8 protein-coding genes are annotated in these 25,325 nt (G+C 69.2%); 6 read left to right on the top strand and 2 right to left on the bottom strand.

Going from position 1 to position 25,325, the window contains the following annotated elements; all coding sequences use genetic code 11:
- Position 1: 1 nt before the first annotated feature.
- Positions 2-460: a tetratricopeptide repeat protein gene (locus P7F68_RS03055; protein ID WP_277830634.1), complete on the bottom strand. Its 459-nt coding sequence runs from the start codon at positions 458-460 to the stop codon at positions 2-4.
- A gap of 66 nt (positions 461-526) precedes the next feature.
- Between P7F68_RS03055 and P7F68_RS03050 the strand changes: the two genes are divergently transcribed.
- Together P7F68_RS03050 and P7F68_RS03045 are read left to right on the top strand one after the other, a co-directional pair.
- A complete protein-coding gene (locus P7F68_RS03050) occupies positions 527-1,054 on the top strand; it encodes a DUF302 domain-containing protein (RefSeq protein ID WP_277830632.1) in 528 nt (175 codons plus the stop codon).
- 58 nt (positions 1,055-1,112) lie between these two features.
- On the top strand, positions 1,113-1,682 hold the full coding sequence (locus tag P7F68_RS03045) for a cytochrome b (protein ID WP_277830630.1): 570 nt from the start codon (positions 1,113-1,115) through the stop codon (positions 1,680-1,682).
- A gap of 33 nt (positions 1,683-1,715) precedes the next feature.
- On the opposite strand, the gene P7F68_RS03040 is transcribed toward P7F68_RS03045, so the two are convergent.
- On the bottom strand, positions 1,716-3,764 hold the full coding sequence (locus P7F68_RS03040; protein ID WP_277830628.1) for a sigma-54-dependent Fis family transcriptional regulator: 2,049 nt from the start codon (positions 3,762-3,764) through the stop codon (positions 1,716-1,718).
- A gap of 284 nt (positions 3,765-4,048) precedes the next feature.
- Between P7F68_RS03040 and P7F68_RS03035 the strand changes: the two genes are divergently transcribed.
- The 4 genes from P7F68_RS03035 to P7F68_RS03020 all read left to right on the top strand — a co-directional run bounded on the left by P7F68_RS03035 (position 4,049) and on the right by P7F68_RS03020 (position 25,289).
- On the top strand, positions 4,049-4,381 hold the full coding sequence (locus tag P7F68_RS03035) for a hypothetical protein (RefSeq protein ID WP_277830627.1): 333 nt from the start codon (positions 4,049-4,051) through the stop codon (positions 4,379-4,381).
- A gap of 40 nt (positions 4,382-4,421) precedes the next feature.
- Positions 4,422-6,179 carry an NADH-ubiquinone oxidoreductase-F iron-sulfur binding region domain-containing protein gene (locus tag P7F68_RS03030; protein WP_277830625.1) on the top strand — a complete coding sequence of 586 codons (1,758 nt, stop codon included), beginning with the start codon at positions 4,422-4,424 and terminating at the stop codon, positions 6,177-6,179.
- Positions 6,176-9,025 (top strand): formate dehydrogenase subunit alpha, encoded by a 2,850-nt coding sequence (fdhF, locus tag P7F68_RS03025; protein WP_277830622.1) that lies wholly within the window; start codon positions 6,176-6,178, stop codon positions 9,023-9,025. The genes P7F68_RS03030 and fdhF overlap by 4 nt, the downstream gene beginning before the upstream one ends.
- Positions 9,026-9,242: 217 nt before the next feature.
- Entirely contained in the window at positions 9,243-25,289 is a 16,047-nt protein-coding gene (locus P7F68_RS03020; protein ID WP_277830620.1) for a leukotoxin LktA family filamentous adhesin, read from the top strand.
- Positions 25,290-25,325: the final 36 nt, after the last annotated feature.

The following is a 25,325-nucleotide window of genomic DNA, read 5'->3' as shown; positions in this document are numbered from 1 at the left end:
GTCAACGCGCATGGCCGGCGTCGAGCGCTTCGAGCCTGCGCGCAGCCTCCGCGTCTCCCGCGCCTGCCGCAAGGGAAAGCCAATGCCGGGCCTGCTCGAGGTCGGCTGCAACAAGGCGGCCGTCGAGATGCAGCAACCCCAGGCGGTACTGCGCCTTCACCGAACCCGCCTCGGCACCACGCCGATAGCGCTCCAGTGCAAGCGCAGCATCCTTCGGTTCGCCCAGTCCGTCCTCGGCCAGGATACCGAGATTGAACCAGGCCTCGGCCACGCCGCGCTCGGCGAGCGCCTGCCAGATGCGGCGCGCGCTGTCGTAGTCGGCCATCTTGAACTCGGCATAGGCCTTGTAAAGGCCGATGCTCGGACGCTCGACGAGTTCGGCAAGCTCTGCCTCCCCGATCGCTTGTACGACAGAGGACTGGAGCAGCAGCGCCAGGGCAAGACTGGTTCTTGAACGCATTTACTTCGTCTCCGGGCGAAGAAGGCCACATCCGTCAGAAGCAACAAACGCACCTGGAGCAAGAACTTGCCCGACCTGCACAACTCGCCGCCTGCCAGCGCCACAGCAAGCCTGCTCCGGGTCGCACGCCTTGCCATGGCGCTTGCCGTGCTCACCCCGGGCCTGGCCGCATGCGCAGACGGCAATGCCGAGGGTATCGTCACCCGCCATTTCGTTGCTGTCGAGTTCGCCGATGCACGAGATGCACTCGCCGAAGCCATCGCCAACGAGGGCATTGCACGGCCGGTCGAGAGTCATTTCGCCCGCATGCTCGATCGCACCGCGGCCGACCTCGGCCACGCACACGGACTCTATGCAGAGGCCGAGATCCTCACCTTCTGCAGCGCGCCGGTCGCCGCTGCGCTGGTGACCGAGGCAAGGGAGCACATCGCGCTCTGCCCACTGTCGATCGCCGTATACACCTTGCGAGAGGGCGAGGCCGCGGCCGTCCTTGCTTACCGCCCGCCTTCGCTGCACGGCGCAGGCGGAGACGCCGCGCGCGCGCTCATGCAGCGCATCGTCTCACGCACTGCTCGACTGCTAGGGCAGGAGTGAGCCTTCGCAAGCAGCGTCCTTGGCGTCGAACACGCACACCAGAGAGGATCGTCCCGGAATGAACACCATGAACAAGACCTATCCGAATCCCTTCGTGGCATCGCACTGGCTACTCGCCCTTCTCGTCATCGCCGCTGCGGCACTGGGCTGGTACATGGTCGACATCCCGCAGAGGACACCCGAGCGCGCCTACTTCTTCAACCTTCACAAGTCGTTCGGCCTGCTTGCGCTCATCATGATCCTGTTGCTGACGATGCAGCGCAGGCGGTTCTCGCCACCGCCGCTGCCGGCAACGCTCCCGCCCTGGCAGCACCGCGCGGCTGCCTGGGGCCACCTTGCGATGTACCTGCTGTTGCTGGGCTCGGCGTTGAGCGGATATGTGGGAACGAACTTCTCACGCTGGGGAATAGACTTCTTCGGGCTCTTCTCGCTGCCCTCATGGGGTCCCGAAAATCGCGAGGCCTACCAATTCCTGAAGATCGTCCATATCTGGACCACGAACCTGCTTGCCGCCCTGGTCGCCCTTCATGTGGCAGCCGTCATCAAGCACGCCGTTCACGGCGAGGGTGTATTGAGGCGCATGTGGTTCCGGCATCCCGTCCCCGAGCGCTCGGCCGACGCGGAATGAGATGGCAAAAAGCCGGCTGGCCGACACCGAACTTCAGCTCATGCGCCCGAGCTTGCGATAAAGCGTGTTGCGGCTCACGCCCAGCCGGCGTGCAGCGGCCGAGACATTGCCCTTGACTTCCTGCATGACCTTGGCGATCGCTTCGAGCTCGAGTTCATCCAGGCTGCGCGCAACACCGGGCTCGCTCGGCGGCAACACGCCCTCGCTCGGCGCAGGTGACGCGCCGCCATGCTGGGTGGGAACGAACGGCTCGGGTCCGAACAGCTCCTCGGGCAGATGAACCGACTCGATCTCGTCCTCATCATCCTCCAGCAGCGCCGCCGAGACCCGGATCACGCTGTGCAGCTGCCTGATGTTGCCCGGCCAAGGGTAGGTCTCGAAGAAGCGCCGCACCTCGGCGCTGATCGAGATCGCCTCGCGCCCCGAGTCCTGCGCCTCGGCACGCAGCAAGCGGTCAACCAACGTGCCGACATCGCTACGCTCGCGCAGCGGCGGCAAGGTCACCGTCAGGCCATTGACGCGGTAGTACAGATCCTCGCGAAACTCACCATTCGCCACCGCATCACGCAGCACGCGGTGAGTCGCGCAAACCAGCGAGATATCGACCGGAATCGCCTTCATGCCCCCGACCGGGGTGACGCTGCGTTCCTGCAGCACGCGCAGCAAACGCGTCTGCATGGCCAGCGGCATGTCACCGATCTCGTCCAGGAACAGCGTCCCCCCATGGGCCTGCTGCACCTTGCCAACCGCGCCCTCGCGCCGCGCGCCGGTGAACGCACCGCCAACGTAGCCGAACAGCTCGGACTCGATCAGGTGCTCGGGAATGGCCGCGCAGTTGAGCGGTACGAAGGGGCCGTCCGCTCTCGCGCTCGAGTTGTGGAAAGCGCGCGCAAACAACTCCTTGCCGACACCGGACTCGCCCTGGATCAGCAGCGGAATGTCCTTGCCGCCAATCCGCCGGGCGCGGTCGATCGCCCGCTGCAGGCGCTCGTCGCCGGTCGCCAGCGACTCGAGCGTCGGCCCTGCCGCCTCGCTGCGCTCGGCCGCACGCGCCGCCGGCGCTGCCCCGGCCTGGGCGCGCAAGCGTTGCTCAGTCCTTGGCTGGCCACCATCGGCGGCCACGTCGCCCGCTCCCGCCAGCGCGAGCGGCCTGATGCTGCGCAACTGCACGTACAGCTCGCCGCCATTGCGTGTACCGAGGCGGACCAGGGCATTGCCGCTTGACTGCAAACGATCGATGATCGCACCGAAACCGAGCCGGAAGAGCTCATTGAAGCTGCCGCCCGCAGCATCATGTGACTGCGAGGCAAACCATTCCCGCGCCGCCGGATTGGCCCCCAGGATGGTGCCGTCCGGACTGAGCGCAACAAGGCCCTCCTGCAGGCTGCCCACGTACTCCGGCCGCGGATGGCAGGCAATCAGGATGTCCTTGCCGAACTCGGCCTCGAACAGGCGCTTTTCCAGCAGCTGGACCGACAGGCGGACGAGCCCGAGCGTATGGCGCTGCGGGTTGCGGTAGTCGCCCGAGATGTCGAACACACCGGCCATGCGGCCATGGGCGTCGAACACGGGCGACGCGCAACAGGCCAGGAAGATGTTGCGGTCGAGATAGTGCTCGGAGCCGAGAATCTCGACCGGCGCCTTTTCGAGCAGCGCCGTACCCATGCCGTTGGTACCGAGCCGCGCCTCGCTCCAGCACGCGCCGGGCTGCAAGGCGACGCGCTGCGCGCGATCGACGAAGGCCGCATCGCCCAGGCTGTGGATGATCATGCCATCCAGGTCGGCAAGGATGACCATGCTGCCCGAGGAGCGGATCTGCTCGAACACATGCTCCATGACGCCGCTCGCGAGTTCGAGCATGTGCGCACTCTGGTTGCGCGACTCCTCCAGCTGCGCCCGGCTCGCCACTTCGATCGAGCCGCCGTCGCGGTGGTCCAGGCCCACGTCGCGACAGCGTTCCCACGAGCGCAGGATCAGCGGCGACAGGTACTTGTCGGGCACCACGCCACGCTCGAAAAAATGCTCACGAGCGACAGCAGCCCGATCCTCGCGCGCCACTTTCGTCCGCGGCATAGCGCTCATCGTGTCTTCCTCCGGATGCCCCGTATCGTTGTTGAACGGGTGCAATGCATTGTTATGTTCAAAAAAGTAGCACCTGCCCAACATTGAAGCAAATGTAGATGAGCGGTCCGACGGATCAATCGGGGCTATCCCGCATCGGCAGGCCGGGCGGCCGCATGCCAAGGCGATCGGGCGCCTGGCACAGGGCTTGCAAACCCTCGCCTGTGAAACACGTCAGCGCTGCTCGCCGCACGCAGGTTCGGCTCGGACGTGAATGCGACCACCCCACCAGGAGGTATCCGATCATGAGCGCTTGCCCCGCACCGACCGACTCGATCCTGCGCCGCCACCACGACCAACTTGCCGCCATCGCGGGGCTCAGCACACCACCGCAGGACTCGGTGCTGAGGCGCCACTACCAGCAGTTGCTCGCCGCACGGCTCGCCGTGCGCAGCACCGGCGGCCCAGCCCCCGCAAGCGTTCGCCCCGAACCTGTCCGCCGCCAGCCAAGTGCTGCAGAATCCCCCACAGCGCAGGCGCCCCAGGGCACAAGCGCCCCACCGCCAGCCCGGGCAAGCGCCAACGTCGAACCCAAGGGCTGGTTCGCCAGCTTGCTCGAACGCATCCTTGGCCGCTGAACACACCCGGCCAGCGCCCTACCAGGACCGACCCACGACGATGACTCGCCCGCATCCTTCCGGCCCAGCCCCCACACCCTCCGCGGCACCAGGCAAGCGCACCCGCGGCACACAACGTGGCCGCCAGCTCGCAGCTGACGCACTGCACGACATCGAGGCCCTGCTGGGCGCAGGCGGCAGAAGCCGGGACATGCTCATCGAGCACCTGCACGCCATCCAGGACGCGTTCGGACATCTGTCGATGGCTCACCTGCGTGCGCTCAGCCACTGGATGGGGTTGCCGATGGCCGCGGTCTACGAGACCGCTTCCTTCTACGCCCACTTCGACATCGTCCGTGACGAGGCGCTTCCGCCCCCCGCCGTCACGATCCGCGTGTGCGATTCGCTCCCATGCCAGCTTGCCGGTGCGCAGGCGCTGCATGCCGCACTCGCGCGCGACCTCGACCCCGCGCAGGTGCGCGTGCTGCGGGCCCCCTGCATGGGCCGCTGCGACAGCGCACCGGTCGTTGAGGTCGGCCATCGCCATCTAGGCAACACGACACCGGGCGCAGTGCTCGCCCAGCTCGCCGGGGGCGATCTTCACCCCGCGCCCATCGCATGGCAGGGGCTCGAGGCCTACCGCCGCGAGGGCGGATACGCACTGCTCGCCAAGGCCAGAGACGGGGCGGTGTCGGTCGACCAGCTCGGCGCCATGCTCGAGCACGCCGGCTTGCGCGGTCTCGGCGGCGCCGGCTTTCCCACCTTCAGGAAATGGGCCTTCGTGCGCGCCGAGCCTGCGCCACGCTACATGGTGATCAACGCCGACGAGGGCGAGCCCGGCACCTTCAAGGACCGCCATTACCTGGAACAGGCGCCCCATCGTTTTCTGGAAGGCGCGCTCGTTAGCGCGTGGGCGGTCGATGCCGCTGCGCTCTACATCTACCTGCGCGACGAATACCCCGGCCTGCACGCGGTACTGCGCGCGGCGATCGCCGAGGCCGAGGCCGCCGGCTTCGCCGAACCGGGCTACATCGTGCTGCGCCGCGGCGCCGGCGCCTACATCTGCGGCGAGGAATCGGCACTCATCGAATCACTCGAGGGCAAGCCAGGCAAGCCGCGCCACCGCCCGCCCTTCGTCGCGCAAAAAGGCCTGTTCGACCGTCCGACGCTGGTGAACAACGTCGAGACCGTGTACTGGATCCCGCTGCTGTGGCAGCACGGTGCCGACTGGTTCGCCAGCCAGGGCCGCCACGGCCGCAAGGGCCTGCGCAGCTTCTCGGTGTCGGGGCGGGTGATGAAGCCCGGCGTGCATCTGGCACCGGCGGGAATCACGCTTCAGGAGCTCATCGACGAATACTGCGGCGGCATGCTCGCAGGCCACCGCCTGCTGGCCTACCTGCCCGGCGGGGCCTCCGGCGGCATCCTGCCGGCGAGCAAGGCCGACATCCCGCTCGACTTCGACACCCTGCAGCCACACGGCTGCTTCATCGGCTCGGCCGCCATCGTGGTGATTTCGGACCAGGACGACCTGCGTGCGGTGGCGAAGAACCTGATGGCCTTCTTCGCCGACGAGTCCTGTGGCCAATGCACGCCCTGTCGCGTGGGCACCGAGAAGATGCTCGGCCTGCTCGAACGCGACGATTGGGACACCGAGCAGCTCCAGCGCCTTGCCCAGGTCATGCAGGACGCCTCGATCTGCGGCCTCGGCCAGGCCGCGCCCAACCCGGTCACCAGCCTGCTGCGCTTCTTCCCGGCCGAACTGGCAGAACAAGGCATCCGCCTGCGGCCCGCGGCCGTCAATACGGAATCCGCTTCATGAGCACACTTGCCTCGTCGCCCTCCGGCGCTCCCGTTTCCTCCTTGACTGCCACGCTGGACGCCTTCGAGATCACCCTCGACGGCGTCCGCGTGCAGGCTTTTTCGGGCGAGACGCTGTGGCAGGTCGCCAAGCGCGCGAGCGAACGCATCCCGCACCTGTGCTTCAAGGACGCACCCGGCTATCGCGCCGACGGCAACTGCCGCGCCTGCATGGTCGAGATCGAGGGCGAGCGCACCCTGGCCGCGAGCTGTATCCGCCAGGCCATGCCAGGCATGGTGGTACGAAGCGCAAGCTCGGAACGGGCACGCACTGCGCGCGAAGGCGTCATGGCGCTGCTGCTCGCCGACCAGCCGCCGCGCGCCGACAGCCCCGACCGCGCCAGCCACTTCTGGGAGATGGTCGACCTGATGGCGCTCGACATCGATGCGCCCGACACGCTGCACAGACAGCTGCCGCAGCGCCGCACGGCGCCGACGCCGCCCGACACCTCGCACACCGCGATGCACGTGAATCTTGACGCCTGCATCGCCTGCAACCTGTGCGTGCGCGCCTGCCGCGAGGTGCAGGTGAATGACGTCATCGGCCTCGCCCACCGTGGCGCAGCCTCGAAGGTCGTGTTCGACTTCGACGACCCGATGGGCGACAGCACCTGCGTGGCCTGTGGCGAATGCGTGCAGGCCTGCCCCACCGGCGCGCTGATGCCCGCCCGCATCGTCGACGCGAACGGCCGCGGCGACTCCGCCTGCGCCGACCGCAAGGTGGATTCGGTCTGCCCTTATTGCGGCGTCGGCTGCCAGCTCACCTACCACGTCAAGCAGGACAGGATCGTCTTCGTCGAAGGCCGCAACGGGCCGTCGAACGAGAACCGCCTGTGCGTAAAGGGTCGCTTCGGCTTCGACTACCCCAACCACCCCTCCCGCCTCACCGTGCCGCTGATCCGCCGCGAAGGCGTACCGAAGGGCCTCGACCCGGACTTCGACCCTGCCAAGCCATTCAGCCACTTCCGCGCGGCGAGCTGGGACGAGGCGCTGGACCTTGCCGCTGCCGGCCTGCGCCGCCTGCGCGACACCCACGGCCCCGACGCGCTCGCCGGCTTCGGCAGCGCCAAGTGCTCGAACGAGGAAGCCTGGCTGTTCCAGAAGCTGGTGCGCACCGGTTTCCGCTCCAATCATGTCGACCACTGCACGCGGCTATGCCACGCCAGCTCGGTCGCCGCGCTGATCGAATGCATCGGCTCTGGCGCGGTCACCGCCTCCTTCATGCAGGCACAGCAGGCCGACGTCGTCATCCTCACCGGCTGCAACCCGACGGTTAACCACCCGGTGGCCGCCACCTATTTCAAGCAGGCGGCCAAGCGCGGCACCAAGCTCATCGTGCTCGACCCGCGCGGCATCACCATGGGCGCCTACGCCCACCGCATGGTGCGCTTCACCCCGGGCAGCGACGTGTCGCTGTTCAACGCCATGCTCAACGTCATCGTCACCGAACAGCTCTACGACGAGGACTACATCGCCGCCCACACCGAAGGCTTCGAGGCGCTCAAGGCCCACGTCGCACCGATGACACCCGAGGCCATGTCGCCCGCCTGCGGCGTCGCTGCCGAAGAGATCCGCGACATCGCCCGCCTGTACGCCAAGGCCGAGCGCGCGATGATCTTCTGGGGCATGGGCATCTCGCAGCACACCCACGGCACCGACAACGCCCGCGGCCTGATCTCGCTCGCGCTTGCCACCGGCCACATCGGCCGCCCCGGCACCGGCCTGCACCCGCTGCGCGGCCAGAACAACGTGCAGGGGGCATCGGACGCCGGCCTCATCCCGATGGTCTTCCCCGACTACCAGCCCGTGGGCAATGCGCAGATCCGCGCCGCCTTCGAGGAACTGTGGAACACGCCGCTGCATGACAAGCCCGGCCTCACCGTGGTCGAGATCATGCACGCCATCCATGCCGGCACCATCCGCGGCATGTACATCCAGGGCGAAAACCCGGCCATGTCCGACCCCGACCTCGCCCATGCGCGCGGCGCGCTGGCCATGCTGGAGCATCTGGTCGTGCAGGACCTCTTCGTCACCGAAACCGCACAGTTCGCCGACGTCATCCTGCCGGCCTCGGCCTGGGCCGAAAAGGACGGCACCGTCACCAACACCAACCGCCAGGTACAGATGGGCCGCGCCGCCGTGCCCCTGCCCGGAGACGCCCGCCCCGACTGGTGGATCATCCAGGAAATCGCCCGCCGCCTTGGCCTCGACTGGCACTACACCCACCCGCGCGACGTCTTCGCCGAGATGAAACGCGGCATGCACTCGCTCGACCACATCAGCTGGGAGCGGCTGGACGCGGAGCAATCCGTCACCTACCCCTGCCCCGCCGACGACGCCCCCGGCCTGGACGTGGTCTTCGGCGACCGCTTCCCCACCGCCAGCGGCCGCGCCCGCTTCCGCCCCACCGTGCCACTGCCGCCCGACGAGCCGATCGACGACGCCTGGCCCACCGTGCTCATCACCGGCCGCCAGCTCGAACACTGGCACACCGGCTCCATGACCCGACGCGCCGCCGTGCTCGACGCACTCGAGCCGGCCGCCGTGGCAACGCTCGCCCCCGGCGAGCTCGCCCGCCTCGGCCTCGAACCCGGCGAACCGCTCGCCATCGAGACCCGCCGCGGCAGCATCACGCTCACCGCGCGCACAGACCCGCTGATGCCCGAGGGCATGGTCTTCGTGCCCTTCTGCTACGTGGAAGCGGCAGCCAACATGCTGACCAACCCCGCGCTCGATCCCTACGGGAAAATTCCGGAGTTCAAGTACGCGGCGTGCAGGCTCTCGGCATGCAAGTCTGCACGGGTCTGAGCCGGCACAATGCGAGGGCCGATCGACAGCGGGCAGGCCCCTTCGATCGGCCTTTTCTTCTGGGTTTCAGGCTGACAAATTTTGATGCAAATCGTGAAATCGTTCCTATGATTGAAGGGTAATCACGTCCCGCAGGCCTTCGGCCGCCACGCTGCACCTGCGTCGAGACGTGGTCCACCAACACCCGCAACGGAGCGGGGCTGAGGGAGTCACGACGATGCGCAACGGACAGCAGCACATGGGTGCCGCGGATTTGCCGCGCCCGAAGGAAATTGTCTTCCACGTCACCTGCGCACTGATCGTCGCCCATGGGCTATCGCCCTGCATGGCCTGGGCGCAGGCCATCGTCCCCGACGGCCGCACCCTCACCACCGTAATGCCCGACGCGGGCGCCGCAGTGGTCAACATCCACACCGGCACGGTGCTCGGCAACGGCAACGCACTCAACTCCTTCAGCCGGTTCAACGTTGGCGAAGGCCAGGTCGCCAACCTGCACGTGCCCGACACCGCGGCCGCGCTCATCAACCTCGTCCGCGACCAGACGACAACGATCGGCGGCATGCTCAACGCAATCAAGGACGGCAAGATCGGCGGCAAGGTCTACTTCGCCAACCCGCACGGCTTCATCGTCAGCAACACCGGCGTGGTCAATGTGGGCAGCCTGCACGTATCCACGCCCAGCCAGCAGTTCGTGGATGAGTTCTTCAGCGCCGCGGGCGGCGCAGAGGCAAGCTCGGCCCAGCTCGTGGCCGGCACCGCGCCGCGCAACCGCGACGCACAGGTGCGCATCGACGGCACGGTCAACGCCATCGAACAGGTCGCCGTGAGCGCGGGCTCGGTGGTCGTGGGCGGCAAGGTGTTCACCGGCGCCCGCTTCAGCGGCACCGACCCCGACTTCAAGGACGTCGTCAATGTTCACGGCCTCGACGCTGCCAGCACCGTGGCCGTCCACGACGGTCGCATCCTGATCGTCGGCGACGACGACATCAGCGTCACCGGCACCCTGTCGACACGCCGGGTCGCCGACGGCAGCGACGCCACCCTTCGCAGCGGCACCTCGGTGGGTGCGTCGAGCGACATCAGCCTGGAGGCACGCTCGGTCACGCTCGGCAGCGGCGCCCGCGTGCTTGCCGCAGGCGGCGCCGGCCATGCCGGCGGCGACGTCAACGTGCAGGCCGCCGCCAGCGGCGGACTGCTCGACGTGGTGAGCGACACCCGGGCCCGGGTCGGCATCCAGGGTGCCACCGTCACCGGCCGCGACATCACGGCCACGGCGAAGGCCGAGCATGACAGCAGCCTCTCCCCCGTCGTCACCAAGACGGTCGCGGCCGAAGCCGAGCTCAACGACGCCACGCTCGAGGCGAGCGGCATGCTGGCCGTGCGCGCAGAAGCCGTCGCCACGGTGGCGACACCGGACTTCGTTCCCCTCGCGGTGGTCGACGTCGATGTTGCCGCCACCGTGAAGGTGGCCGGCAACAGCCGGCTCAGCGGCACCGCCGGCACCGAGCTGTCCGCCCGTGTCGACGCCGAACTGAGCGCACGGCCGGGCCTGCCCGACTTCGGCGAACTGCCGGGCGACGCAGGCGTCGCCGTGGTGACGAGCAACACCACCGCCACGGTCGATGTGCTGGGCGACAGCGAGGTGGGCAGTACGCTGGGCCGCAGCGATCTCAGCGCCACCAACAACACCCGGGTGGATGCCGCTGTCGACGCCTCCGCCAGCGGCGACACGGCGGTGGGCGGCGCCGTCGCGGTCACCGTCGTGCGCAGCACCACCCGCACCCGTGCAGCCGACAATGCCAGGCTGTCCGGGAAAACCGGCGTCGGCGTGCGTGCGGCCTCAACCACCCTCGTCGCCACCTCGGCCAAGGCCGCGGCAGGCGGCGCCACCGAAAAGGGCGCGGAAGAGAGCAAGACCGAGGAGACGCTGGAAACCTACAAGGACGATGCCGCCACCGCCGATGGCGGCGTCACCGTGGCTGCAGCGGTCGCGGTGAGCGACCTCGAGAGCCACACGCTGGCCGCCGTCGACGCCAGCCGTCCGCTGCAGAGCGACGGCGCACTGACGGTGGCGGGCACGGCGCTGACCCAGGCCGAGGTCGAGGCCGACGGCAGCAGCGCCGGTGGCAGTGTCGGCGTCGGTGTCGGCGTGGCGCTGAACCTCGCCCGCGTCTCCAACGAGGCGCGCGTCGCCCAGCAGGTGGAGGCCGCCGGGATCGAGGCCAGTGCGCGCACGCCGGCAGGCGACGACACCAACCTCTTTACCTCGACGGCCACCTCGGGCGCAGGTGCGAGCGACGTCGGCGTTGCCGGCGCATTGGCCATCAACGTCATCGACAACCTCACCACCGCAACGATCTCCGCAGCGGGCGACGTAGACGCGAAGAACGGCAACGTCGCCATTGACGCCGAGAACCGCAGCACCTCGAACGCCAGCGCCACCCCGGCCGAGGATGCCACCGCGAGCGGTGACACGGTGGGGGTCGGCGCTTCGGTCGCGGTCAACGTCGTCAGCAACGAAAGTCGCGCCCAGCTTGCAGACGGCGCCCGCCTGCGCAATGCCGCCGCCCTCGACGTCAAGGCGGAGGGTGACTACTCGGCCCGTACCGAGGCCGAGGCCGGCGCCGAGGGCGGCATTGCCGCCACCCCGGTCGCTGCGGTCACAGTCGCCGACAACAAGACGCTGGCCGGCATCGGCAGCGGCGAAGCGGTGCATGCGAGTGGCGCGGTGAGCGTCGAGGCGCGCCACGCCAGCACCACCGAAACCGTCGCCAAGGGCTCGGCGACCGGCGAGAAGGCGGCGATCGGCATCGGTGTTGCCGTCAACGTGGTCGCGGAGACGGTCAGCGCCAGTGTCGGGCGCGACCTGCACGCGGGCAGCACGATCCGCGTCGCTGCCGAGAGCCGGCATTCGAGCTCGGCCGACGCCACCGCCAGCGCCAAGGGCGGCAAGGAAGAGAAGAAGGACGGCGGCGACGACGACACGCCCGAGGACGGCGTTGACCAGGAGATCGGCCGCCAGGCAGGCTTCGCTCAGGACAAGCAGAAGGACGGCAGCGACAGCAAGACCCAGGCGCCCGACTCGGCCGAGACCAGCGAAGGCAAGATCTCGGTGGCCGCCGCAGTGGCAGTCAATTCAGCGCGGGTCAGCACCTCCGCCACGATCGCTGACGGGGTCGATGTGAGCGCGGCCGGGGCGCTGGAAGTCGAAGCATCCGGCAACACCGACGCCAGCGCGAGCGCCGACGGCAGCGCCGCCGGCAGCACCACGACGGTAGGCATCGGCGCTGCGGTCGCGATCAACAGCGTCACCAGCCACACCGCGGCCTGGATCGGCGACGCCCAGGTCCGCGCAGAGGGCATCGCGGTACGCGCGCTGATGACCGCGGTCGACAGCGACACCGTGAACAGCTTCTCGAGTTCGGCCAAGGCCGGCGCCGGTGCCGGCAAGGTCGGCATTGCCGGCGCCCTCGCCCTCAACCTCATCGACACCCGCAGCACGGCCGAGATCCATGGCGGCGCCGAGCTCGACGCCGACGGCCACGACATCGAGCTGCGCGCCGAGAGCGCGTCCGAGACCAGCGCCACGGCGCTGCCCGACGAGCCCGCCTCGGGCGGCAAGCTCGGCGTCGGCGCCTCGGTCGCCCTCAACCTGTTCCGCGAGGACCTGGTGCGCGCACGGGTGCGCAACGGCGCCCAGCTGATCGACCTCGACAAGCTGCAGGTCGTCGCCGATGCGCGCAGCGACAGCAAGGCCGAAGCCGAAGCAGGCGCCGAAGGCAGCGTGGCGCTGGACGCAGTCGTGGCGCTGTCCGACCTCAAGCTCAAGACCGAGGCCATCGTCGAAGCCGGCGCGCAGATCACCGCAACCGGACCGGTCGAGATCCGTGCCAGCTCGGCAGGCGAGCACGAGGCCACCGCCACCGGTGACGTCAAATCCGACAAGGTCGGCGTCGGCGCCTCGGGCGCGATCATCCTCAGCACCACGCACACGCTCGCCAGCCTGGCGCGCGATCTCGTCACCACGACCAGCGGCGACGACGGCAAGGTGGACATCACCGCCACCAGCACACGCAGCTACGAGGCCATCGCCAAGGCCAGCGCCGCCGGTGGCAAGGCGGAAGACGAGACCACCGCGACCGAGCGCGACAAGGCCGCCACCACCAGCACGCTAAAGGACAACGAAAGCGCCCAGCAAGGCACCGAAACCACGGGCAGCGGCAGCAAGGTCGCCATCGCGGCTGCGGCCGGCGTGCTCGTGCTCGACGACGACGCGCGCGCGACCGTTGCCGCCGGTCGCCGTCTCGAGCTTGGCGGCGACCTCACACTGAGCGCGACCAGCAGCAGCGACTTCAGCGCCCGCGGGCTGGGCAACACGCTCGACGTGACCAAGCTCCAGGACAGCGCCAAGGTCGGCATCGGCGTGGGCGTCGGGCTGGCCATCACCCGCAACGACACCCAGGCCGCGATCGGCGCCGGCAGCCAGATCGTGCGCGCCGGCAACATCGAGGTCAGCGCAACGTCGGCACAGAACACCTCGCCCGGCTTCGCCTACAAGCTCGCCGCCGAGGGCGTGGCGGGCGCAGGCGCGGAGAAGGTCGGCATCGCCGGTGCGCTCGCGGTCGCCAACTCGGAATCGACCACCGAGGCATCGATCGGTGACGAGGTCCGCATCGGCGACATCGACGGCGGCACGCGAGTCGGCAACGTGCGGGTGAGTGCAGACAACACCAGCAAGCTGGCCGCCAAGGCCTGGAGCGCCGCGCTCGCCGGCAAGGTCGGCGTCGGCGCCTCGATCGCGGTCCTGGTATCGGACAACACCTACCGCGCCTGGATCGGCCGCGAGGCCGAGATTGCCGCGATGAGCCTGGAGGTGGCAGGGCGCAATCACGCCATCACCGGCCCTGCCGCCTTCAACTGGTCGCTCGAGGGCCTCGAGGACCGCTTCACCGAGGCCAACCTGCAGTTGCTGCTCGGGCAGAACAACTACTACACGGAGACCATCGCGGGCGCAGGCAGCAACCAGGTCGCCGTCACCGGCGCCTTCTCGGTCAACGTGTTCGAGGACACGACCGAGGCCGGCATCGACGCCGACGCACGCGTAGCGACCACCGGCGCGGTCGACCTGATCGCCAGCAACGCCTCGACCGCGAAAGCCTTCGCCGGCGGCATCTCCGCCGCAGGCAAGGTGGGCGTCGGCGTGGCCAGCGCAGACATCGCCAACGAAGGCGTGACGCGCGCCGCACTGGGCGCCGCTGCGCGTATCGAGCAATCGTCGTCGATCGCCATCGACGCCTCCAGCACCATGGACCTCGCGGTCATCGCCGCCAGCGCGGGCGCTGCCGGCACCGCGGGGGTGAGCGGCGTACTCAGCCTGATCCTCTCCGACAACACGGTCGAGGCCAGCGCGGGCAACGGCAGCTGGCTGCGCAGCAACGGCGACATCCGGATCGAGGCCGCCAACACTTTCGACGCACTCGGCGTGGCCGGGGTTGCCGGCATCGGCGGCACAGCCGGCGTGGGCGCCTCTGCAGGCACCTTCCTCATCGACAATGTCACGCAGGCCTGGGCCGGACAGGACGCCAACCTCGCCGCTGCCGGTCTCATCACGGTGGCCGCAGGCGCCACTCAGGACGTGACTTCGGTGGTGGTCGGCGGCGCCGGCGGCGGCACGGCGGGTGTCGCCGGCTCGGCTGCAGTCAATGTCTACAACCCGGTGACGCAGGCCTGGATCGGCAAGGATGCGCGCATCAACGCAGGCCTGGACGGCGCTGCCCTGGGCACGCGCGCGCTTGCGGTCGGCGCGAGCGCACACACCGAACTGCTGTCCATCGTCGGCACCGTCGGCATTGGTGGCACGGCAGGCGTCGGCGGTGCCGCCGACGTCGTGGTCATCGACAAGGAAACCGCAGCCTGGCTGGGTGAAGGCGTGATCGCACGTACCGGCGCCGCGCTCGACATCACCGCCGTCAGCACGGAGAAGATCCGCTCCATCGGCGTCGGCGTCAGCGCCGGCGGCACCGCCGGGGTGCAGGGCTCGGCCTCGGTGTTGGTGCTCGATGTCGCCACCCTGGCCTCGGCCGGGGCCGGCAGCGCGTTGCACTCCGAAGGCAACCTCGTCATCGCCGCCGAATCGGACAGCGACCTCGACCTGCTCGCCGGCGCCATCGGTGCGGCCGGCACCGCCGCAGTCGGTGCCGGGGCGGCGGTGGCCGTGGTGGACAAGACCACCCATGCCTGGATCGACGACGGCGCATCGGCCACCGCGCTCGGCAAGGCGGCCCCCACGCAGGTGGCGAGCGGCAGCTTCGGTGTCTCATACGCCGCCACCAGCGCCGGCGCGGGCGAAGTCGCCGCGCCCGGGATCACACCCAGCAACGGCAAGGACAGCCTGGCGGGCGGCAGTGCTGCGCTCGGCAGCACCCGCAGCAGCGCCTCGCAGCTACGCGACCACCGCGGCCTGGCGGTCACCGCGGTCAACCGGGACGACATCAAGGGCTTCGCCGTCACTGGCGCCGCAGCAGGCACCGGGGCGGTGACGCTGTCGGGCGAGGTCTCGGTGCACAGTACCGACACCCGCGCCTCGATCGGCAGCATCGACGTCGCCCCGGGCACGCCCCGCAGCGGCGTCAGCATCAATGCGGACAACAGCGGCGCCGACAGCGCGCAATCGGTGCTGGTCGCCGCCGGCAACGACAGCTTCCACCTTGGCATTGCCGGCGCCCTGGCCGCCTCGGGCACGGTGGGTGTGGGGGTGGGTGCCGATGTGGCGGTGATGAAGCACGCCACCCACGCCACCATCACCGACCACAGTACCGTCAAGGCCGCGCGCGACGTCGAGGTCGCAGCCAACTCGGTGCAGGAGGTCGTCTCGGTGAGCGCCAGCCTGGGCGCATCGGGCACCGTCGGCGTTGCCGGCAGCGTGTCGGTGCTGAGCTTCGACAACCAGACCTGGGCCTCGATCGGCGATGATGCCGTCGTGGAGGCTGGCGGCAACGTCGTGGTCAAGGCCGACGACGACACCGCGACCACCCTGGTCGCCGGCACCGTCGCGCTCGGCATCGGTGGCGGTGGCATCGGCGCCGGCGTCGGCATCACCCTGATCGACAAGGACACACGCGCCTGGATCGGCAACCGCGCAGTCGTCGATGGCCGCGGCCAGGGCAGCACAGCCCTCACCGCCTACTCGGGCGACGGGGTCGATCTCACCACCGCGATGCGCGGCGTACAGGTCCAGGCACGCTCGCACGAGAACCTGTTCACCGTCTCCGCGGCAGGTGCAGGCGGGCTGTATGTGGGCTTCGCCGGCGCCGCCTCGGTGGCGACGGTCGACTCGGACACCCTGGCCTACATTGGCAACGGCGCACAGATCAACACCCAGGCTGGCGCAGCGCACGACGACCAGGACGTCAACGTCAGCGCGCGCAACGATCTGCGCCTCTTCAACGTGTCGGGCGCCCTCGGCGTCGGTGCGGTGGGGATCGCCGGCGCCGTGGATGTCGGCATCATCCGCAACGACACCACGGCCTTCATCGGCGACGATGCCACGGTCAAGGCCCGCCGCGACATCGACGTCAACGCGCTCGCAAAGACCGACATCGACACCTACGTGGTGAGCGCCGCCGGCGGGCTCGGCGCGCTCGCCGGGGCGGTCGGCGTGTATTCGGTGGGCAGCGGGCTGGACGAGGACGCCCAGCGCCGCCTGCAGACCGACGATGGCAACGCCGGCAGCTACGTCGACGGCCAGGCCACCAACGGCAGCATCAGCAACGTGCTCAACGGCTACAGCGACAGCCGCATCCGCAACGCATCGACGCGGGTCGCCACCGAGCGCGCCGACACGGCGGCCAGCGCAAGCTTCACCGCCACCGAGACCCGGCTGCTGCCCGCGGGCACCGCAGCCTTCGTCGGCAAGCGCAGCACGCTGGAGGCCGGCCGCAATATCGATGTCGATGCGCGCCAGCATGTGCGCTTCGACATGCTCAACGGCGGTCTGGCAATAGGCGCCATCGGCCTGGGCGCAGGGGTTGGCGTGACCAGCTTCCGCAGCCACACCACGGCCTTCGTCGACACCGGCAGCACGCTCAATGCAGGGGATGCCGGCACGGTGTCGGTATCCGCCGCGCTCGACGAGGATCTGGATTCGCTCGCCTTTGCCGGCACCGGCGGCATCCTGGCAGTGGACGCTGCCGTCGCCGTGCTCAAGTCCGGTGCGCATGTCGAGGCCCGCTTCGAGCAAGGCGTGATCGTGGAGCAGGCTGGCAGCGTGCGCGTCGATGCCGACGATACGCGCAAGCTGAGCGCCGAGACCGCAGGTGCAAGCGTCGGCCTGATCGCGGCCGGCGCCTCGGTGACCACCGCCGAGATCACCGGCCGCACGCAAGCCAAGGTCGGCAACGAGGTCCGCGTCGGCCAGACCGCGGGGCGCAGCGTCGGCCGCCTGGAAATCACTGCGGACGCCCACCACGAGGTGTCCGCCGAGGCCCTCGCGGCCAAGGGTGGGCTTGGGCTGGCGGCGAGCGGCACGGTCGCCACCGCCACCATCGAGACGGCAGTGGGCGCCAGCACCGGCACCGACGCCCGCATCAAGGTGAGTGACGATGTGCTCATCGACGCGGACGCTGCCACCGCGGCCCATGCCAGCGCAACCGGGATCAACGTCAGCCTCGGCGGCGCCGTCGGCGCCTCGATCGCACGCGCACGCGTGTCGCCGCAGGTCGATGCCACCGTGGGTGGCGGCAGCCGCATCGAGTCCGCCAGCCTCAGCCTGATGGCGCGCCAGCGCCTGCCCGGCGGCATCGCGCGCTCGGCCTATTCCAGTGCCTCGGGTGCGGCGGGCGGCCTGCTGGTCGGCGCCAACGCCTCGCAGTCCTTCGCCAGCAACAGCGGCCAGGTGCGCGCTGGCGTGGGCGACGACAGCCTGCTCACGGTGACCGGCATCGCCACCGTGCAGACGGACAACACCAGCGCCCAGCTGGCGCACGTCTCCGGTGTCTCGGTCGGCTTCGTCGCCATAGGGGCGAACAAGGCCACGGCCAGTTCCAGCACGCTCAGCCAGGCCACGCTCGGCGACCGCGTCGGCGTAAGCGCCGGCACGCTGCAGGTGCTGGCCAACGGCAACAGCACCAACCATGCGCATGGCGTGGCTGGCGCGGGCGGCCTGGTGTCGGTGCCCTTCTCCGCGTCCTACACTTCGACCGTCGGCACCACCATCGCCCGTATCGGCAGCCGCTACAGCGCCAGCCATCCGGCCGATGCACGCATGCTCGAAGTCGGCACGCTCAGGATCGACGCGACCCAGGCGCTGTCCTTCGACAGCTGGATGCGCAACCTCAACGCCTCGCTGATCGGCGTCAGCGGCGCCAACGCGGAGAACTTCGCCTTCGGCAGGACGCTCGCCGAAATCGGCGACAACGCCAGGGTCAAGGGCGACCGTGTCGAACTCAATGCGGCAACCACGCTCACCAAGGGCGCCCCTGCCGGCCTGCTGGCCGGGTCGGGCATCTCGCGCCCGGCCTGGAACGTCGAATCGAGCTCGGGCGGCCTGGCCGACTTCCCCGCAGCCGGCAGCCAGACGCGCCTGCTCGCCGACACCCGCGCCAGGGTAGGCGCGAGCGCGAACATCACGCCGCGCGATCCGGCGGCCCTGGTCGCGGGCGTCGCCATCGACGCCGCGAACCACATCAATGCTTCGGATCGGGTCACGATGACCTCGGGCGGTGCGGTCTCCGCGGCCAGCGGGGAATCCGAGATCATCACCGTGTGCCCGGCCGGGCGCATCGTGTGCGCCACGGGCCAGACCCCCCTGGCCGCAGTCGATGTGGCCAACGGCGCCCACATCGAGAGCGCCTGGAACATCGCCCTCGGCAGCCGTACCGTGGCCAGCCTGTCCACCCAGTCCGCGGTGGACGTCTATGGCCTCGTCGGCGTCGCGCCCGAAGGCAGCAGCGTGTCGAGCTACATCGGCAGCAACCGCGTCACCATCGGCGACGCCACCCTGAAGTCGGGCAACGACATCAAGCTGTCCGCAGGCGCTGCCACCAACGGCGCCGGGAGCAGCGCATCGGCCAGGGCACGCACCGACGTCTATAACAACACGGCGATCCCGGTCAATCGCGACCCCGTCGCCGACGCCTTCGTCAACGCCGGCAGCCACCTCTCGGTCGCCGCTGGCGCCGAGATCCTGTCGGTACGCCACGCCTCACTGCATGCCGACCGCGGCTCGAACACCGCCTCGGGCGTGGGCATCGGCAAGGACATCTACCGCGAGACCCTGGCGGCGATCGCGAGCTGGTTCAGCAACCTCTTCGGCGGCGACGACGTCAGCTTCGAGACCCGCACCGGGCGCTCGGTGGTCAACCAGGACAGCAGCGTGCATGTCGACGGCCGTGTGGAGGTCGGCATCAATCGCGAACAGTGGCTGACCATTGCGCTCGACGGCAGCGAAACCCATACCGACGGGATCTCGGTGCTCGACCGCGACTTCATCGGCCTGGCAACCGACATCCTCGACCGCATCGCGATGCTCGAGGAGCTCATCCGCCAGTACTCGGTGGGCAACCCCAGCTCGGACGCGGCAATCGCCGCCGAAGCCTACCGCTCCGAAGTCCGCTTCCTCGAACGCAAACTCGACGAGATGGGCTTCCCACGCGACCCCAGCCAGCCGGGTTTCAGCAGCGTGCCGCCGGAAAGCCCGCTCGAAGTCGCCCAGCAATCGCTCAGCGCGATGCAGGACACACTCACCGAGCTGAACGCCCAGGTCGATCGACGCAGCGCCCTGAACACTGAGCTCGCGGAGATTCCGGCCGAGATCACCGCTCTCGAGGCTGAGATCACCGACCTGAACGCTGAGATCACCGGATTCGAGGCTGACCTGGTTGGCCTGGACCCCGACGACACCGACGACGCAGCCGAGATTACCCGGCTGAACGGCCTGATCGCCGACCGCGAAGGGCAGATCACCGTTCGCGAAGGGCAGATCACGACCAAGGAGACGCGCCGCGACGTCGGCATCCCCGCGGAGCTGGGCAGCATCGTCGCGGCCTACCCCAACCTGGACGCCAGGCTGACCGACCTCAACGCGCAGATCACGGATCTCGATCGCGACATCACCGCCGGGGCGTTCAGCAACGAACCCCTGGCTGGCCCGATCGCGCGCGTGCTCAAGATCAGCGACAGCGTGGCCAAGCTCGGCAACATCGACGTGCGCGGCAACCGCCTGACCGGGACCGGCGTGCTCGACGCCCCGGGCGACGCCAGCATCACCATCACCAACTACGGGCCGAATGTCCTCATCCTCGGCAACATGACGATCGCGCCGAATGAAGGCGGCAAGTTGTTCTTCAATGGCGTCGAGGTCAATTCCAACGCCGACATCGCTCGCATCAACCGCGGCGCGGGCACGGCCGCCTTCTCGTCAATCACGACCGCGGAAACGAGCGGCGCCGGCGAGCCGGTGATCCTGGTGAAGAGCCTGTTCTCGCCGCTCGACATCAGCGAAGCCGAGAAGGATGCGATGCGCGCCGACGGCATCCGCCCGCTCGCACCCGACATCATCCTGCGCGGCGACATCAGCAACCTGCGCGGCCTGGTCAAGATCGACAGCGCCGCCGGCAGCATCCGCCTCGAGCAGAAGCGCAAGCCGGACGGCAGCCTGGTCACACCGGTCGAAACCGCGACCATCCGCGCCGACCGTGTCGAGGTCAAGACGCGCAATGGCGACTTCGTGCAGAGCTACACCGACGGCGCCTGGCACGCCGCGGGCGAACCGCTGAAGGTCATCCCGGGCGTCTCAACCGACCCCTTCCCGGCCAACGTGGACAGCATCGAACGCCCCGCGACGGAGCCGGCGGGCGGCATCATCGCCAATGGCAGCGTGCTGATCGCGGCGCGCTACCTCAACATCAACGGCACCATCCAGAGCGGCATCGCCGAATGGGGCGTACGCATCCCCGAAGGCGCCACCGTGAGCCTGCCCGGCGGCGGCACCGGCAGCTTCGCCGACGCGCGCGACGACTACGCCTTGCAGGTTCTCGAGGGCCGGACCAGCACCGGCAGCGAGTACTACACGGTCAGCGGCGCCACGGTCGCCGGGCTCGGCAGCGCCGAGTGGGACGCCTGGGAGTCGATCACGGTGCGCTACAACGCACTGCACGACAGGCTCGAGCTGTCGGGCGTGCAGGTGCAGGGCGGCTACATCGAGCTCTTCGGCCAGATCTTCAGCACCAGCCAGTCGGGCGGCGGCCGCCTGCGCGTGCTCGACGGCTACGGCCGCATCAAGATCGACAACGAGACCGGCAAGACCCTGCTGGTCAACACACTCGATGCCGGCCTCGGCGTGAAGGGGCGCATCAACATCACCGACATCCGCGGCATCGACCCGGCGACCGGGGCGCCGATCCTGAGCGAGCCGGTTTCGCGCACCCGCGCGGACGGCGAGGCGCGCACCGGCACCCAGGGGTACGACCCGGTCAGCGGCCTGCGCTACGTGGTCACCACCGGCTACGACGAGGTGCGCATCGACGAGTATCGTTACTCGCAGACCGGCTGGTTCGGCACCGCAATCCTCAGCGGCAAGGCGCTCGACGGCTATCGCCTGCGCTCGATCGAGCGCACCAAGGACCCGCTGCTCACCGACGCCTTCCTCGTCGTCGATCCGGCGGCCGACTACCACTACCTCCCCGGCGGCCCGCGCACGCAGGAAGAGACGGTCAGCAGCGTGCTCACGCCGGGCCGCAGCTGGCGCGAGTGCAACTGGTGGTCGCTGTGCATCTCGGCGCGCTACTACCAGGAGTTCAGCGTCACCACCGGCAAGAAGTACACCACCACCGACAGCGTGCGCGGCGACTACCGCATCGGCATCGAGTACATCGGCTTCGACGAGGGACGCGTCGACATCAGTTCGGTCGGCGACGTCGTGTTCAACGGCAGCGTCAACAACCGCGGTGGCAACACCACGGTCAGCAGCGCCGGCAGCCTGACCCAGAACGGGCCGTCCGCGGTATTGGGCGGACACAGTATCGACCTGTCGGCGGGCACCGGGATCGGCAGCCTGCACGCGGACGGCACACCCGACCAGGCCCTGCGCATCCGCCAGTCCGAGGGCGGCGTCGTCAATGCCGGCACCACGAGCGGGTCGATCTACCTCGAGCAGACGATCGGCGACCTCAGGGTCGGCACCATCGGCTCGGCAGCGACCGACAAGGTGGTCCTCGAGTCTGCGGGCGACATCGTCGGCCGCGACGCGAGCGCCCTCGTGCAGGCCCGCCGCATCGACCTCAGCAGCGCCAACGGCAGCATCGGCCGTCTCGACGCACTGGGCGGCGATCCGCTGCGCATCCGCAGCGGCTACACGACGAGCGAGGACGCCGCCGTGCTCGCCCGCCACGGCCTCTCGGCACAGGCGCGCGGCGACATCAACATCGCCAACCTGGCCGATCCGCTGGCCGCGCACATCTACACCGGCGACCTGCTGGTGGTGGGCGTGGAATCGCTCGGCGGTGACGTGCGCATCACCACCACCGGCAGCGTGATCGACAACAACCCCTTCGCCACGGTCGACACCCGCACGGAGGACGAGCTCGCTGCGCTGTGGGACGAAATGCGCCTGCGCCAGCAGCCGAACGACCCCATCACCGGCGCTGCGCGCGGCTCCGACGCCAAGGCGCAGGAAGCGGTCGAAGCTTACGCCAACGGACGCAGCAACAACTACCGGCTGTACTGGCAGTTCCGCGTCCGCCAGGCCGATGGCGGAGCCAGCTACGACCCGACGTTCGAATACGCGCTGACCGCCACCGAGGAGCAGGCCTTGCGCGACACCGGCATGGACGCGGCCGACATCGCCGCCTTCGCCGACAAGCGCACCCAGCAATACCGCGCCCTGCACGAGGAGGTGGGCAGCTACACCAGCACCTTCGACGAGGACTTCGACTACCGCAGCCGCCTCAGCGCGGAGGAGATCACCGCGATCACCCGCGGCTCCGAATGGACCGACGCACAGTTGCTGCTATCGGTCGGCGCCGGGCTGCTCAAGGAGATCACCGACACCGTCACCACCATCAAGGCACCCAATGTCGTCGGCCGCACGGTCACCCTGGTCGCCGGCGACGACATCGGCCGCTACGGCCCGGACCAGGTCATCGACACCATCGCGGGCATCGACACCCTGACCAAGGCGCAAAAGGCAGCACTCGCCGCCGTGGAACGCGGTGACGCGATCGTCGACGACGAGGACAACCCGCGCTTCGTCACCATCCGCCAGCCGCAACCGCTCAACGTCGCCAACCGCGACCTGGACGATCCCGCCACGCTCCACGCCACCGCCGCCGGCAAGGTCTTCATCGGCTCCGAGGGCAGCCTGCGCATCGGCCAGGTCAGCGCCGGCGACGAGGTCCGCATCAAGGTCGCCGGCGCATTGCATGGCATCGACTCCGGCGCCGGCGCAGTCCACATCAACAGTGGCGGACGCATCATCCTCGAGGCGGCAAGCGGAGGCATCGGCGGCACCCTCGACGGCGACAAGCTGTTCCTGACGCCGCTCGGCATCCAGCTCAGCGACGGTACCGGACTGATCGCACGCGCCGGCTCCGACATCTGGCTGGCGGCCTCGTCCGGCCTGTTCGTCGACACCGTGTTCTCGATCGGCGACGTGCGCCTGGACGCTTCAGGCTCGATCCTGGACTTCCAGCTCACCGAGAATCCGCTCGACCCCGATCTCAACATCCTGGCCCGCAACGTCAGTCTCAACGCCAGCGGCGGCGAGATCGGCAGCGCGGACAACCCGCTCGACGTCGCGCTCTCCGACGAGGACGGCCGCATCTCTGCAAGCACGGAGGGCTTCGGCAACGGCGTCCATCTCAACGGCACGCTCGGCAAGTTCTTCAACATCGGCGCCGTGCGCTCGGGCGACGCGGTCGCGCTGTCCTCGGCCACCTTCATGTTCATCGACGGCCGCGTCAGCGGCCCGGGCCCGATCAGCCTCGTCGCCGGCGCGCAGATGGTGCTGACCCCGTTCGCCGACGTGCATGCGACGACGCTGGGCGTGTTCCTGAAGGCACGCGACCTGCTCATGCAGGACGCCGGCGACGGCATCCACGCAGCGCAGATGCGCGTCGATGTCGGCACGATCGACCTGCGCACCGATGGCGACGCCGTCATCACCGGCATCTTCACCGGCAACCCCACCGAGAGCGCGATCCTGATCACCGCCGGCGGCAGCGTGTATGACGGCGGCGACACCCGTCTGGACATCATCGCCAACACCGCCCCCGGGGCGACGCTCACCATCCGTGCGGGTGGCCAGATCGGCGGCAACCCGCTCGACATCGACGTACTCAACTTCAACGCCAGTGCGGGCGGGCTCATCCACATCGACTCGCCGGGCTCCCTGATCATGGGCGACGTGACCGCCGAGGGCGAGATCGACATCCGCGCCGCCGGTTCGATCAGCGCCCAGTCTGTCACGAGCCTGAGCGAAGACGTGAAGCTCGCTGCCGATGACGGCGACCTGCGCGTGGGCGCCATCAGCGGACGCGACGTCGAGCTCAGCGCCATGAATGGAGACGCCGAGTTCGGCTCGATCGACGCCCGCAGCCTCGATGTCGACGTCCCTTCAGGCAGTGTCGGCATCGGCGAGCTGCGGGCGACGGAGGTCTCGATCGGCGCACGCGACCGCATCGACGTCGATCGCCTCGAAGTCGGTCGCGACCTGCGTCTGAGTGCAGACCGTATCGTCGCCCAGGTCTTCGCCAGCGGTAGCGCCCCCATCTTCGGCGCGATCGGTGGCTACGGCGGCGGGATGGCCTCGGCCATGGACCTGACGCTGAGCGGGCTGGGCGGCTTCCACTTCGACCGCGTCGCCGCCCTCACGGGCAGGATCGACATACCGGTCGGCACGCTGCAGGTGGATCAGTTCCAGGTCGGCGACCGCGTCGTCGTCACCAATCCGCAGACCCGCCTGCTGATCGACCAGCACAACTTCCGCCTGCAGGGCTACGATGCGCAGCTCTACTCCGGCGGCCCGGCCTTCGCCCTCAAGCTTGACCGCAACCTGATCGCCACCGACAGCTTCGTGATCGACCGCCGTGCCTCGCACGAGGTGCTCGGCCCCGACGGTCCGCAGCTGAGCGTGGTCGAATACACCGAGCGCGTACTGGCCGAGTTCCATCTCGCGCCGCCCGCTGCAGGGGCACCGCGCGAGGACGAGGAAGAAAGCCTGGTCAGCGTCGACGCCAACCCGGTCGCGACTGACACGGAGACGCAATGAAGCTGCACCGACAAATGCCATCCTGTGGAGAACTCG

The sequence above is a fragment of the Thauera mechernichensis genome (assembly GCF_029588855.1).
In the GTDB taxonomy this organism is placed as follows: domain Bacteria; phylum Pseudomonadota; class Gammaproteobacteria; order Burkholderiales; family Rhodocyclaceae; genus Thauera; species Thauera mechernichensis.
The sequence above is the reverse complement of the archived record's forward strand: the minus strand, read 5'-3'. Positions and strand labels throughout refer to the sequence as shown.